This window comes from Catellatospora paridis, assembly GCF_009720365.1.
Lineage (GTDB): Bacteria > Actinomycetota > Actinomycetes > Mycobacteriales > Micromonosporaceae > Catellatospora > Catellatospora paridis.
In genome coordinates this window covers 297,855-310,254 of record NZ_ML769314.1, presented here as the reverse complement: position 1 = coordinate 310,254, position 12,400 = coordinate 297,855, and the positions used below count along the sequence as shown (strand labels likewise).

Below are 12,400 nucleotides of genomic sequence, written 5' to 3'. Positions count from 1 at the left end.
CTAATATGGGGCACATGACCGACGGCGAACCGCTGGCCGCGACCCTGCGGCAGATCGAGCGGTCCGCCGGTGCCCTGGCCACGGCCAGCGTGTCGCGCATGGACGAGTCCCTGCCGTGGTTCCGCGAGCTGCCGGCCGATCAGCGGTCGTGGGTCATGCTGGTGGCCCAGGCCGGCGTCCAGTCACTGGTGCAGTGGCTGCGCACCGGCGCGGGGGCGCGGGGCGGGCCGCAGGCCGTCTCCGACGAGGTGTTCGACGTCGCGCCGCGGGCCCTGGCCCGCAGTATCAACCTGCAGCAGACGGTCGCCCTGATCAAGGTCACCATCGACGTCGTCGAGGAGCAGGTGCCGCACCTGGCCGCGCCGGGCGAGGAGCAGCAGCTGCGCGAGGCCGTGCTGCGCTACTCCCGGGAGGTCGCGTTCGCCGCGGCGCGGGTGTACGCCCGCGCGGCCGAGTCCCGCGGCGCGTGGGACGCCCGGCTGCAGGCGCTGCTGGTGGACGCACTGCTGCGCGGCGACTCCGCCGACGTGCTGGCCAGCCGCGCCGCCGCGCTGGGCTGGACCGACGCGCCGCCGGTGGCGGTGGTGGTGGGCCGCTCCCCCGGCGGCGAGGCCGCGATCGTGCTGCACGGCGTGCACCGGGCCGCCCGCCGCGCCGACGTCGAGGTGCTCGGCGGCGTGCACGGCGACCGGCTGGTCGTGGTGATGGGCGGGGCGAGCGATCCGGTGTCGGTGGCCGAGCGTCTGCTGCCCGCGTTCGGCGAGGGCCCGGTCGTGGTCGGCCCGGCGGTGCCGTCGCTGGAGGCGGCGACCGAGTCGGCCCGTTCGGCGATGGCCGGTTACCGCGCCGCGCCCGCGTGGCCCGCCGCGCCCCGGCCGGTGGCCGCCGACGACCTGCTGCCCGAGCGTGCCCTGGCGGGCGACGGGGAGGCCCGGCGCATCCTGCGCCACTCGGCGTACGGCGCGCTCGCCCGGACCAGCGGGGAGCTGCTGGAGACGCTGGACGCGTTCCTCACCCACGGTGGCGCGCTGGAGGCGACCGCTCGCGCGCTGTTCGTCCACCCGAACACGGTGCGTTACCGACTACGCCGAGTGGCCGAGGTCACAGGCTTCGGACCGCTGACTCCCCGTGACGCCTTCACCCTCAAGATCGCACTGGCTTTGGGCCGCCTCGAGCCGGGTACGCAGGGCGAACAGCTCACCAAGCCGACATGAACAGGACATAATTCCGCCACCGTCCGCCGATCTTTGTGGGGTACCCACAACTTCGGTAGGAGGATTTAGTCATCCCCGGCAACGGCGCGCGGGACCGTGATCCCTCAGGGTTGAATACGTGCTCGCCGTACTCTCCCCGGGCCAGGGTGCCCAGAAACCAGGATTCCTCACGCCGTGGCTCGACCTCGACGGCGCCGCCGAACGTATGCGCTGGTGGTCGAGTCTCGCCGGGGTCGACCTGGTGCACCTCGGCACCGCGGCGGACGCCGAGGAGATCAAGGACACCGCGAAGACCCAGCCGCTGCTCATCGCCGCCGCCCTGCTCGCCGCCGACCACCTGCCGCTGGCGGACGTGTCAGTCGTGGCCGGGCACAGCGTCGGCGAGCTCGGCGCCGCCGCGCTGGCCGGGATGCTCACGCCCGACGCGGCGATCACGCTGGCCGGCGTACGCGGCCGCGAGATGGCCGCCGCCTGCGCGCTGGAGCCCACCGGCATGGCCGCCGTGCTCGGCGGCGACGAGGCCGAACTGCTGGCCGCGCTGGAGGCGCACGGCCTCTACGCCGCCAACCGCAACGGCGCGGGGCAGATCGTCATCGCGGGCGCGCTCGACGCGCTGGACAAGTTCGCCGCCGCCCCGCCGGCCCGCACCCGGGTCATCAAACTGCAGGTCGCCGGGGCGTTCCACACCCCGTTCATGGCCCCGGCCGAGGCGGCCCTGGCCGCCGTCGCGAGCACCGTCGGCACGGCCGACGCGGCGCGCGCGCAGCTGTCCAACGCCGACGGCGCGGCCGTGACCGACGGCCAGGAGATGCTTGGCCGCCTGGTCCGCCAGGTCACCGCACCGGTGCGGTGGGACCTGTGCATGCGCGGCCTGGCCGAGCGCGGCGTCACCGCCGTCATCGAGCTGCCGCCCGCGGGCACCCTCGCCGGGCTGGTCAAGCGCGAGCTGAAGCCCGGCACGCCGGAGATCGTCACGCTGAACACGCCGGACGACCTGGCCGCCGCGAAGGACCTCATCTCGCGCCACAGCGCGCCGGGGTCGCACGAACCCACCCCGCAAGCCCGCATCGGAGAGCAATCGTGAGTGAGCGCAGCGAACGAACCATGTCGGCGGGAACTCATGCCGTCGACGAGCGAAGCGAGGAGTGGGCATGAGCGCTAACGGCAGCAAGATCCTCGCGTTCGGGCACTACCAGCCGTCTCGCGTCGTGACCAACGACGATCTGGCGCAGATGGTGGACACCAACGACGAGTGGATCCAGTCCCGCGTCGGCATCAAGGAGCGGCGCATCGCCGACACCGAGACCGTCGCCGACATGGCCGGGTTCGCCGCGGAGAAGGCGCTGGCCGCGTCCGGCCTGACCGCCGCCGACATCGACCTGGTGATCGTGGCGACCTGCTCCTCGATCGACCGCAGCCCGAACGTGGCCTGCCGGGTCGCCGACAAGCTCGGGGTCGCCGGCGCGGCCGCGTTCGACCTGAACACCGCGTGCTCCGGCTTCTCGTACGCGCTGGCAAACGCCGACCACGCGATCCGCGCGGGCGCGGCGAAGCACGCCCTGGTGATCGGCGCCGAGAAGCTGTCGCAGATCACCGACTGGTCCGACCGGAGCACCTGCGTGATCTTCGCCGACGGCGCGGGCGCGGCGGTCGTCTCCGCCACCGCCGAGGGCGAGGAGCCCGGCGTCGGTCCCGTGGTCTGGGGCAGCGAGCCCAGCGACGCGATCGCCATCGAGGGCTGGCAGCCGTACATCGTGCAGGAGGGCCAGAAGGTCTTCCGCTGGGCGACCGGCACCGCGCCCCAGGTCGCGCTCGCGGCCTGCGAGAAGGCGGGGGTGGCCCCCGGCGACCTGGGCGGCTTCGTGCCCCACCAGGCCAACCTGCGCATCATCGAGCCGCTGGCCCGCAAGATCGGCGTGGACCCGGCGGTGCTGTCCCGCGACATCATCGAGTCGGGCAACACCTCGGCGGCGAGCATCCCGCTGGCGCTGTCCAAGATGATCGAACGCGGCGAGGTGAAGTCCGGCTCGCCGGTGCTCCTCGTCGGTTTCGGCGGCGGCCTGACCTACGCCGGTCAGGTAGTCCGCTGCCCCTGAGCCCCACCCCTGGCTTGAATCCACCTGAGTTCCACCAACCGAAGGGAAACCAAGTTCCATGGCTACGCGCGAAGAGGTCGTCACCGGCCTGGCCGAGATCCTCGAAGAGGTCGCCGGCGTGAACCCCGACGACGTCTCCGAGGAGAAGTCGTTCACCGAGGACCTCGACGTCGACTCGCTCTCCATGGTCGAGGTCGTCGTGGCCGCCGAGGAGAAGTTCGGCGCGAAGATCCCGGACGACGAGGTCCAGAACCTGAAGACCGTCGGCGACGCTGTCTCCTTCATCGTCGCCAACTCCTGAAGTTGCGAGATTGACGTGACCAAGCCTGACGTTGTCGTCACCGGCATCGGCGCCACCACCCCGCTCGGCGGGAACGTGGCGTCGACCTGGGACGCGATGCTGGCGGGCCGCTCCGGGGTCAGCAAGCTGACCCAGGAGTGGGCCGATCAGCTGACGGTAAAGATCGCTGCCCAGCTGGCGGTGGAGCCGAGCGAGGTCATCGACCGCGTCCGGCTGCGCAGGCTGGACCGCTCCGAGGCCGTGGCGCTCATCGCCGCCGCCGAGGCATGGGCCGACTCCGGCCTGGCCGACGCCGGTCTCGATCGCGAGCGGCTCGGCGTGGTCGTCGGCTCCGGCATCGGCGGCGCACAGACCCTGCTGGCCCAGGACGACATCCTGGAGGCATCCGGCGCGCGGCGGGTCAGCCCGCACACGGTGCCGATGCTGATGCCGAACGGTCCGGCCGCCTTCGTCGGTCTGGAGTACGGCGCGCAGGCCGGCGTGCACGCGCCGACCAGCGCGTGCGCCACCGGAGCGGAGGCGGTCGCCTGGGGTCTGGACATGATCCGGTCCGGCCGCGCCGACGTGGTCATCGCCGGTGGCACCGAGGCCGTCATCCACCCCCTGCCGATCGCCGGTTTCGCCTCGATGCGCGCCATGTCGACGCGCAACGACGACCCGGAGCGGGCCTCCCGCCCCTGGGACAAGGGCCGGGACGGCTTCGTCCTGGGCGAGGGCGCGGGCATCCTGATCCTCGAGCGGGCCGACCATGCCGCGGCACGCGGCGCGCGGATCTACGCACGTCTCGCCGGCGCGGGCATGACCTCCGACGGGTACGACATCGTGCAGCCGCACCCCGAGGGCACCGGCGCGGCCAAGGCCATCGCGAAGGCACTGCGTGACGCCGACGTGGCCAAGGCCGATGTCGTGCACGTCAACGCCCACGCGACGTCGACCCCGGTCGGCGACATCGCGGAGATCGCAGCGCTGCGGTCGGCGCTGGGTGACCACCCGGTGCTGACGGCGACCAAGTCGATGACCGGGCACCTGCTCGGCGCGGCGGGCGCGCTGGAGTCGATCGCGACGATCCTGGCGATCCGCGACAGTGTCGTGCCGCCGACGATCAACCTCGACGACCCCGACGACGCCCTGACCATGGACGTGGCGGCGCACAAGGCCCGCCCGCTCCAGATCGCGGCCGCGCTGAACAACTCGTTCGGCTTCGGTGGGCACAACGTCGCCCTCCTGTTCACGAGGCCGTAGGCCGAGTGACCGGCAGCTCGGGACGCGGCCCTGAGCCGGGCGGCCGGGCAATCCGGTCCCCGGGCAAGGCCAGGCGACGCTCAGGCGCCGTAAGGCGCCTGGGCGTCGCTGCGTCACCGCCCGCCCCGAGGAGGCCCGAGTGACCACGACCAAGGCAGCGGTCGCCGTCGACCATCGTGACCCGCTGGTGCGGCTGCGGGCGCTGTTCGACGCGGGCGCCATGCGGCTGCTGCTCGACGCCGACGGTTCCGGCGTGCTCAGCGCGCGCGGCGAGATCGACGGCGTGCCCGCGGTCGCCTTCGCCACCGACGCCACCCGGATGGGCGGCGCGATGGGCGTCGCGGGCTGCCAGCACATCGTGGACACCATCGACACCGCGGTCCGCGAGCGCATCCCGGTCGTCGGCCTGTGGCACTCCGGCGGAGCCCGGCTGGCCGAGGGCGTCGTCGCACTCGACGGCGTGGGCCAGGTGTTCGCGGCGATGGTGCGGGCCTCCGGCCGGGTGCCGCAGCTGTCCGTGGTGCTCGGCCCGGCGGCGGGCGGCGCGGCGTACGGGCCGGCGCTCACCGACATCGTGATCATGAGCAACGCGGGCCGGATCTTCGTGACCGGCCCCGAGGTCGTCCGCTCCGTCACCGGCGAGCAGGTCGACATGGAGAGCCTGGGCGGCCCCGACGCGCACGGTCGGCGCTCCGGAGTCGTACACCTGACCTGCAAGGACGACGAGACCGCGCTCGGCGAGGCGCGCAAACTGACCCGGCTGCTCGGCAGGCAGGGCCGCCTTTCCCCGGCCGACGTCGCCGACGACCGCGACCTCAGCGCGAGCCTGCCCGAGCAGTTCAACCGGGCGTACGACGCCAGGCCCGTGGTCACGGCGCTGCTCGACGAGCCCGGCATCGAACTGCACGCCAAGTGGGCCCCGAACGTGGTGACCACGCTGGGCCGCTTCGCCGGACGCACCGTCGGCGTCGTCGCCAACAACCCGATCCGCCTGGGCGGCTGCCTGGACTCGGCGGGCGCCGAGAAGGCCGCCCGCTTCGTGCGCATGTGCGACGCGCTCGGGGTGCCGCTGGTCGTCCTGGTGGACGTGCCCGGCTACCTGCCCGGCCTCGGCCAGGAGTGGGACGGCGTGGTGCGCCGCGGCGCGAAGCTGCTGCACGCCTTCGCCGAGGCGGTCGTGCCCCGGGTGACCCTGGTGACCCGCAAGGCGTACGGCGGCGCGTACATCGCGATGAACTCCCGCGCACTCGGCGCGAGCGCCGTGTTCGCCTGGCCGAACGCCGAGGTCGCCGTCATGGGCGCCGGCGCCGCCGTGAACATCCTGCACCGCCGCAGGCTCGCCGCGGCCCCCGCCGAGCAGCGCGAGGCCCTGCGCACCCAGCTGATCGAGGAGCAGACCCACACCGCCGGCGGCGTCAACCGCGCCCTGGAGATCGGCGTCGTCGACGACGTCATCAAACCCGCGGAGTCCCGCAAACGCATCGCCGAGGCCCTCGCCGCCGCCCCCGCGGCCCGCGGCGCCCACGGCAACATCCCCCTCTGACGAAGGAAGGCACCTTCACCTCGAGATCAGGCCTTCGGTCCACACCCGAGACATGATCTCGTCGACGGTCTCGGCCGCCGTCTGGTCCGACGTGTCCAGCCAGAGCCCGATCCGGGGCGTATGCGTCCGCAGATACGCGTCCAGCTCCGCCACGCCCTCATCACCGGGCTTGTACGCCACCTTGCCGCGCGTCGCCCGCCGCTCGTCGTCGCGGGCCTGCACCACCGCCGGCCGCGGCGCCAGCACCACCACGTGCAGCGGCCGGTGCCGGATCGCGGCCACCATCTCGGTAAGGTCCTCGCCGAGCACGATGTCCTGCAGCACCACGTCGAACCCGGCCTCGGCGTATCCGTCGGCCACGGACGCCGCCAGCGCATACCGCAGGCGCAGCTGGCGCACCGCCTCGGCGGGCGGGTCGGCCGGGCCCATCTCCACTCGGCCGCTGACCACCATGCGGCGGAACAGGTCGCCGCGCAGGTGAACCGAACGCGCCAACCGCTCGGCGACCCCCTGCGCCACCGTCGACTTGCCCGCGGCCTGAATGCCCGTCACCACTATCACCGCCACCGCGGCCTCCCCGCTGCCGTCCCGGAATCCGACGCCACGGTACTAGGCTGGGCGAGTGGCACATCAGCACCCGGATCCGGCCTGCGCGGCCGCGCACGACGACCTCCCGGCGCAGCACGGCGCCCGCACCCTGGTCGCGGTGTTCGCGTCCCCGGTCGCCGAGCACCTGCTGCACTTCGGGCACGACCTCGGCTACCGCACCGTGCTGGTGGAACCCGACCTGCACCGGGTCGAATCCGTCTCCCGCCCCGACCACCTGCGGCTGGCCAGCACCGTCGACCCGTCGTTCGCCGACGGTGACGTCGACGTGGTGGTCACCGACCACGACCGGCCCGAACTCGGCGCGATCCTGGACGCGGCCCTGCAGACCCGGGCCCGGTGGATCGGCGTCATGGGCAGCCCTCGGCACACCGCCCCGCACGTGGCGGCGCTGCGCGAGCGCGGGGTGGACGAGACCGCGGTGGCGCGGGTGCACCGGCCGATCGGGCTGAACATCGGTTCGCGCACACCCGCGGAGATCGCCGTGGCCACCCTGGCCGGCCTCATCGCCGACCGCAACGCCCGCCCCGGCGGCTTCGCCTTCTGAACTGCGGAAACGCTCGCCAGACGTCAGGAAGGGCACCTTCCTCCGCGTATGCCGACAAGAAGGTGCCCTTCCTTCGAACTTCTTTCGCAAAGCTGTCCGGAACGCGGTCCGCTGTTCGTCACTGTGGTGAGTCCCGAACAAGGAGAGCAAGCGATGAAGTATCTGATGTTCGTCTGCACCGACACCGAGCCCGACACCGACCCGACGCCCGAGCCCGACATCAACGTGTGGGTGGACCGGCACGACGCCAGCGGGCAGCGGCTGCAGGGCATGGCGCTCGCGCCGAAGTCGACGGCGACGACCGTGCGGGTGCGCAACGGGCAGACCCTGGTCTCCGACGGGCCGTTCGCCGAGACCAAGGAGCTGATCGTGGGCTTCGACCTGCTGGAGTGCGCCGACCTCGACGAGGCGATCGAGGTCGCCAGGACGCATCCGATGGCCCGCAACGGCCGCATCGAGATCCGGCCGCAGGCCGACTGGGACCGGTCTTGACCGACGCACGGGCCGCGGCGGCCGACGCCGCCGCGGCCGCCGCCACCGAGGCGTACCAGCGCATCGTGGCGGCGCTGATCCGGATCACCGGCGACTGGACGCTCGCCGAGGACTGCGCCCAGGAGGCGCTGGCGCTGGCGCTGGACCGCTGGCCGGTCGACGGCTTGCCGGACAACCCGGGCGGCTGGCTGATGACGGTGGCCCGCAACCGCGCCCTCGACGTGCTCCGGCGCGGCACCGTCGAACGCCGCAAGCTGCGTGAGCTGGCCGTGCTGGCGCTGACGGCGGCCACCGCCGAACCGGAGCGGGAGGAGATCGTGGACGACCGGCTGCGGCTGATCTTCACCTGCTGCCACCCCGCGCTGCCGCTGGAGGCCCGGGTCGCGCTGACGCTGCGCACCATCTGCGCGGTGGCGACCGCGGACATCGCGCGGGCGTTCCTGGTCAGCGAGTCGACCATGACCCGGCGGCTGACCAGGGCCAAAACAAAGATCACCGAAGCCCGCATCCCGTATCGGGTGCCGACCGGCCCGGCGCGCGCCGAGCGCCTGCCCGGCGTGCTGGCCGTGCTGTACCTGCTGTTCACGCACGGTTACAACGCCGACGGGGAGCCCGCGTTCGCCGAGGAGGCGATCCGGCTGGCCCGGCTGCTCGGCCGGCTCATGCCCGACCAGGCCGAAGTCCACGCCCTGCGCGCCCTGTTCCTGCTGCAGCACTCGCGGCGGCACGCCCGCCGCGACCCCGCCGGCGACTTGGTCCCGCTCGACCGGCAGGACCGGTCCCGCTGGGATCACGCCGCGATCGGCGAAGCCGTCGGCATCCTGTCCGAGCTGCGGGAGTCCGAGCTGCGGGAGTCCGGGCCGGCGGAGTCCGGGCCCTACGCGCTGCAGGCACGGATCGCGGCCTGCCACGCCACCGCGGCGTCCGTCGCCGACACCGACTGGATCCGGATCGCGGACTGCTACGACCAGCTCGCGCGCCTGCAGCCGAACCCGGTGATCGAGCTCAACCGGGCCGTGGCGCACGGGTACGCGTACGGACCGGAGGCCGGGCTCGACCTGCTCGCCCGGGCCCGCGCGGGCGGGGCGCTCGACGACTACCCGCTGGCGATCGCCGCGGAGGCCGACCTCACCGCACGGGCGGGCGACCGGGTGCGCGCAGCGGACCTGTTCCGCGCGGCCGCCGCCCGCGCCCACGGCGACGCCGAGCGGCGTGCCCTGCTCGACCGCGCCGACGAGCTCTAGGCGCAGCGGCGGACAGCCGGACGCCCGCTGCGGCCACGGGGGCGCAGCGGGCGTTTCGGCAGGTCAGGCGCAGGTGGTCCGGGGCAGGCCGGTGACCTCGATCGGCGAGCGGCCGGTCGGCTTGGCCTTGCCGGTCAGCACCGCGGCCAGCCCGTCCATGGACAGGTCGCTGGACGAGTACGTCGCCAGCAGGACCTTCGACGTCGACTTGGCCAGCAGCGTGGGCACGTCCATGTGGACGGTGACCGCCGCGGCCGCGCTCAAGTCGTCGGCGGCGTCGCCGTACCCGACGAGGTGCACCACGCTGCCGCCGGTCTCGACCACTGTGGCCCCGTTCTTCTTGAGCGCCTCGGTCAGGCGGTTGCGGGCCTTGTCGCGCCCGGCCGACGTGGTCACCCGCACCGGCCCGGTCACCAGCGGCTTGCCGCAGGCGCCGCGCAGCACGGTGACCGCGGCCGCGGCGAGCGGGGCGACCTCCTGCTGGTGGGTGCCCACCGTGGACAGTGCGGGGGCGGCGGCCTGTCCGAACCCGAGCTTGAGGGACAGGATCCGGCCGGCGGCCTCGACGAGCCGTGCCCGCGGCAGGGTGCCCGCCTTGACCGCGTCGACGATGCCCTGGTGCGCCTGGCCCACGTGCGGCGGCATGAGGATCAGGTCGTTGCCGGCCAGCAGCGCCTTCACGGCCGCCTCGCCCGGCGGCACCTTCATCGCCGGCGCCATGTTCATGCCGTCGGTCACCACGACGCCCTGGAAGCCCAGCTCCTTGCGGAGCAGGTCGGTCAGCACCTTCTTGGAGAAGGTCGCCGCCACGCCCGGGTCGATCGCCTGCACGTCGAGGTGCCCGGACATGATGAGCGGCGCGTCGGCCTCGATGCCGGCCTTGAAGGTGGCCAGGTCGTCGGAGTCGAGCAGCTGCCGGGTCTGGTTCACGACCGGCAGCTCGGTGTGGCTGTCGGCGGCCGTGTGGCCGTGCCCGGGGAAGTGCTTGAGCGTGGCGGCCACGCCACCCGCACGCATCCCCTTGACCGCGGCGACGACCTGCTCTCCGGCCGCCCGCGGGTCCGACCCGTACGACCGCGAGCCGATCACGGGGCTGCCCGCCGGGCCGAGCACGTCGGCGACCGGCGCGAAGTTGACGTTGACGCCCACCGCGGCCAGCTCCAGGCCCGCGGCCCGCCAGGCGACCTCGGTCAGCCGCGGATCACCGGCCGCCCCGAACGCCATCGCGCTGGGCAGCGCCGTCACCCCGGTGGTGAGCCGGGTGACCACGCCGAACTCCTGGTCCATGCCGATCAGCAGCGGCACGTCGGCGGGCAGCCGGGCCGCCGCGCTCTGCAGCCCGCCGGTCAGCGCCCGCACCTGCTCCGGGGACTCCACGTTGTTCACCGGCTGGTTGGCCGCGGTCGGGTCGTTGCCGCCGAATCCGATCAGGATCATGCCGCCGAGCCGGTACTTCTCGATCATCTGCGCGGGGGTGTCCACCCCGGCGAGGGCCTTGTTGCCCGCCGCGGTGCCGGCAGAGACGTCGGTGGCCGAGCGCCCGTAGGCGAACGGCATCAGCACCTGGCCGGCGAGGTCCGCGTCGGACATCTTCTTGATGATCCCCGCGACCTTGGCGGAGACATCGGTCGGTTCCTGCATCGGCAGTGTTCCCCCGTTGTCGGGCGCCGTGCCGCACGCGCTTGCCACGAGCGCCACTGTGCAGAGGCTGGACACGACGGTGCCGAGCCTGCGGAACCTTTTCTGCGTTGACGAGGTCACGCGGGTATCCCACCAGCAGTACGTGACCGGGTCAACCGTTACACGCCTCGGCATCGTCCTTACGGCCGATCGGGGCGGCCTCCCCCCGGCGCTCGGACCCACCGGCCCCGGTTCGCCGGCGTCCCCCTGCCAGGCCTGCCGCCGCACCCGGCCCTGGTCAGCAGCGTCACCCGGCCCTGGTCAGCAGCGTCACCGGCGCGCCCTCGGCGGCGTAGCGGTACGGCTCGAGCTCGGCGTCCCAGGGGGTGCCCATCGCCATGTCGAGGGCATGCGCCAGCGCCTCCGGGCTGCGGCTGCCCGTGATGAGCGCGCGCAGCCGGTCCTCGCCGAGCTGGATGTCCCCGGCCGCGCCCATGGCGGCCCGGAACAGGCCCCGGCCGGGCACGTGCATGAACCGCTCGCCGTCGACGCCGGCGCTGGGCTCCTCGGTGATTTCGAAGCGCAGCATCGGCCACTGGCGCAGCTCAGCCGCGATCTCCGCGGCGGTGCCGGGCCGCCCGGACCAGCCGCACTCGGCACGGCGGGCGCTGGGCTCGAGCGGTTGCACGGTCCAGTGCAGGTTGATCGCGCCGCTTTTCAGGGCGCGCGAAATCGCCCACTCGACGTGAGGACACACGGCAAGCGGGCTCGAGTGGACGTGTACGACGCCACGCGTGGGCACGGTGACCTCCCGAGACGGACAGGCGCGTCTTCCCCTACGGCCTGGCGCTCCGGCGATCTCACCCATGATGACGGCTGGGGCGGATGTGGCGCCAGAGAATCGCGAAACTCGCCGGATGAAATGTCCGACCGGCCCGCGGGGACGTGTCCGTCACACCGGAAGGCGACGCCGATCAGGGTCTGCTCAGGGGTCGTGTAGAGTTCTTAAGTCAACCAGACTTTCAAGGAGTACGTCGTGGCGAGCAACACCTCCAAGACCGCACGCGCGTCTGTCCGGGCCGGTGAGGCCAAGGGTGGCGCGCTCAGCGTGCTCGGTGAGTTCAAGTACATCATTCCGCTGAACAACGGCAAGCACGCCTACGTGCGGAACCTCACCAACGGCAAGACCGTGCACCTGAGCACCTCTTCGGACGCTTTCGTCGAGGAGATCCGCGTGCTCGCGGGCGCCGGCCACGCCACCAAGATCCGTGCCGAGCTGGTCGCTCTCAACAGCACCCACCCCGGTCACGGGTGGGACGCCACCGAGAAGCGCCTGGCCGAGGCCGGCATCTTCGAGGGCTGAGCCCTTCTGTCTCACACTGAGGCCCCGTCCGCTCCGCGGCCGGGGCCTCAGTCATGCCCGATCCCATGCCCCGGGTCGGCGACACGCCCGGCCCGCGAACCGGCGATGGCCGTCGCACCCGGCACGGCCGGC

Annotated in this window: 13 protein-coding genes; 10 read left to right on the top strand and 3 right to left on the bottom strand. The window is 73.1% G+C overall.

What is annotated here, in order from left to right:
* Positions 1-14: 14 nt before the first annotated feature.
* The 6 genes from F9C41_RS10490 (at position 15) to F9C41_RS10465 (ending at position 6,396) form a co-directional block, all read left to right on the top strand.
* Positions 15-1,214, top strand: a complete 1,200-nt coding sequence (locus F9C41_RS10490; RefSeq protein ID WP_155386503.1) for a PucR family transcriptional regulator — start codon at positions 15-17, stop codon at positions 1,212-1,214.
* 118 nt (positions 1,215-1,332) lie between these two features.
* Positions 1,333-2,298 carry an ACP S-malonyltransferase gene (locus F9C41_RS10485; RefSeq protein ID WP_155386502.1) on the top strand — a complete coding sequence of 322 codons (966 nt, stop codon included), beginning with the start codon at positions 1,333-1,335 and terminating at the stop codon, positions 2,296-2,298.
* Positions 2,299-2,365: 67 nt separating this feature from the next.
* Positions 2,366-3,310: a beta-ketoacyl-ACP synthase III gene (locus tag F9C41_RS10480; protein WP_155386501.1), complete on the top strand. Its 945-nt coding sequence runs from the start codon at positions 2,366-2,368 to the stop codon at positions 3,308-3,310.
* 58 nt (positions 3,311-3,368) lie between these two features.
* Positions 3,369-3,611 (top strand): acyl carrier protein, encoded by a 243-nt coding sequence (locus tag F9C41_RS10475; RefSeq protein ID WP_120316303.1) that lies wholly within the window; start codon positions 3,369-3,371, stop codon positions 3,609-3,611.
* 15 nt (positions 3,612-3,626) lie between these two features.
* Positions 3,627-4,853 (top strand): beta-ketoacyl-ACP synthase II, encoded by a 1,227-nt coding sequence (gene fabF / locus F9C41_RS10470; RefSeq protein ID WP_155386500.1) that lies wholly within the window; start codon positions 3,627-3,629, stop codon positions 4,851-4,853.
* Between the two features lie 139 nt (positions 4,854-4,992).
* The gene (locus tag F9C41_RS10465; protein WP_155386499.1) at positions 4,993-6,396 is read left to right on the top strand and encodes an acyl-CoA carboxylase subunit beta; all 1,404 of its coding nucleotides are present in this window, start codon (positions 4,993-4,995) and stop codon (positions 6,394-6,396) included.
* 15 nt (positions 6,397-6,411) lie between these two features.
* Here the strand turns inward: F9C41_RS10465 and F9C41_RS10460 are convergent, their stop codons facing one another.
* On the bottom strand, positions 6,412-6,963 hold the full coding sequence (locus F9C41_RS10460) for an AAA family ATPase (RefSeq protein WP_230689484.1): 552 nt from the start codon (positions 6,961-6,963) through the stop codon (positions 6,412-6,414).
* 55 nt (positions 6,964-7,018) lie between these two features.
* Here F9C41_RS10460 and F9C41_RS10455 point away from each other — a divergent pair, with 55 nt between their 5' ends.
* The 3 genes from F9C41_RS10455 (at position 7,019) to F9C41_RS10445 (ending at position 9,285) form a co-directional block, all read left to right on the top strand.
* On the top strand, positions 7,019-7,549 hold the full coding sequence (locus F9C41_RS10455; RefSeq protein WP_155386498.1) for an XdhC family protein: 531 nt from the start codon (positions 7,019-7,021) through the stop codon (positions 7,547-7,549).
* A 153-nt stretch (positions 7,550-7,702) separates the two neighbouring features.
* Positions 7,703-8,041: a YciI family protein gene (locus tag F9C41_RS10450; RefSeq protein WP_155386497.1), complete on the top strand. Its 339-nt coding sequence runs from the start codon at positions 7,703-7,705 to the stop codon at positions 8,039-8,041.
* Entirely contained in the window at positions 8,038-9,285 is a 1,248-nt protein-coding gene (locus F9C41_RS10445; protein ID WP_155386496.1) for an RNA polymerase sigma factor, read from the top strand. The genes F9C41_RS10450 and F9C41_RS10445 overlap by 4 nt, the downstream gene beginning before the upstream one ends.
* Positions 9,286-9,348: 63 nt before the next feature.
* Here F9C41_RS10445 and F9C41_RS10440 read toward each other — a convergent pair whose 3' ends face one another.
* A complete protein-coding gene (locus F9C41_RS10440) occupies positions 9,349-11,100 on the bottom strand; it encodes a glycoside hydrolase family 3 protein (RefSeq protein ID WP_155386495.1) in 1,752 nt (583 codons plus the stop codon).
* A gap of 112 nt (positions 11,101-11,212) precedes the next feature.
* On the bottom strand, positions 11,213-11,707 hold the full coding sequence (locus tag F9C41_RS10435; protein ID WP_196279707.1) for a DUF3145 domain-containing protein: 495 nt from the start codon (positions 11,705-11,707) through the stop codon (positions 11,213-11,215).
* 234 nt (positions 11,708-11,941) lie between these two features.
* Here F9C41_RS10435 and F9C41_RS10430 point away from each other — a divergent pair, with 234 nt between their 5' ends.
* Positions 11,942-12,268 carry a hypothetical protein gene (locus tag F9C41_RS10430; RefSeq protein ID WP_144119606.1) on the top strand — a complete coding sequence of 109 codons (327 nt, stop codon included), beginning with the start codon at positions 11,942-11,944 and terminating at the stop codon, positions 12,266-12,268.
* The last annotated feature ends 132 nt before the right edge of the window (positions 12,269-12,400 follow it).

Bases quoted from the DNA above. Each gene is read 5' to 3' on its own strand.
- F9C41_RS10490 (WP_155386503.1), top strand. From the start codon at position 15: ATGACCGACGGCGAACCGCTGGCCGCGACCCTGCGGCAGATCGAGCGG.
- F9C41_RS10480 (WP_155386501.1), top strand. From the start codon at position 2,366: ATGAGCGCTAACGGCAGCAAGATCCTCGCGTTCGGGCACTACCAGCCG.
- F9C41_RS10475 (WP_120316303.1), top strand. From the start codon at position 3,369: ATGGCTACGCGCGAAGAGGTCGTCACCGGCCTGGCCGAGATCCTCGAA.
- F9C41_RS10450 (WP_155386497.1), top strand. From the start codon at position 7,703: ATGAAGTATCTGATGTTCGTCTGCACCGACACCGAGCCCGACACCGAC.
- F9C41_RS10440 (WP_155386495.1), bottom strand. From the start codon at position 11,100: ATGCCGAGGCGTGTAACGGTTGACCCGGTCACGTACTGCTGGTGGGAT.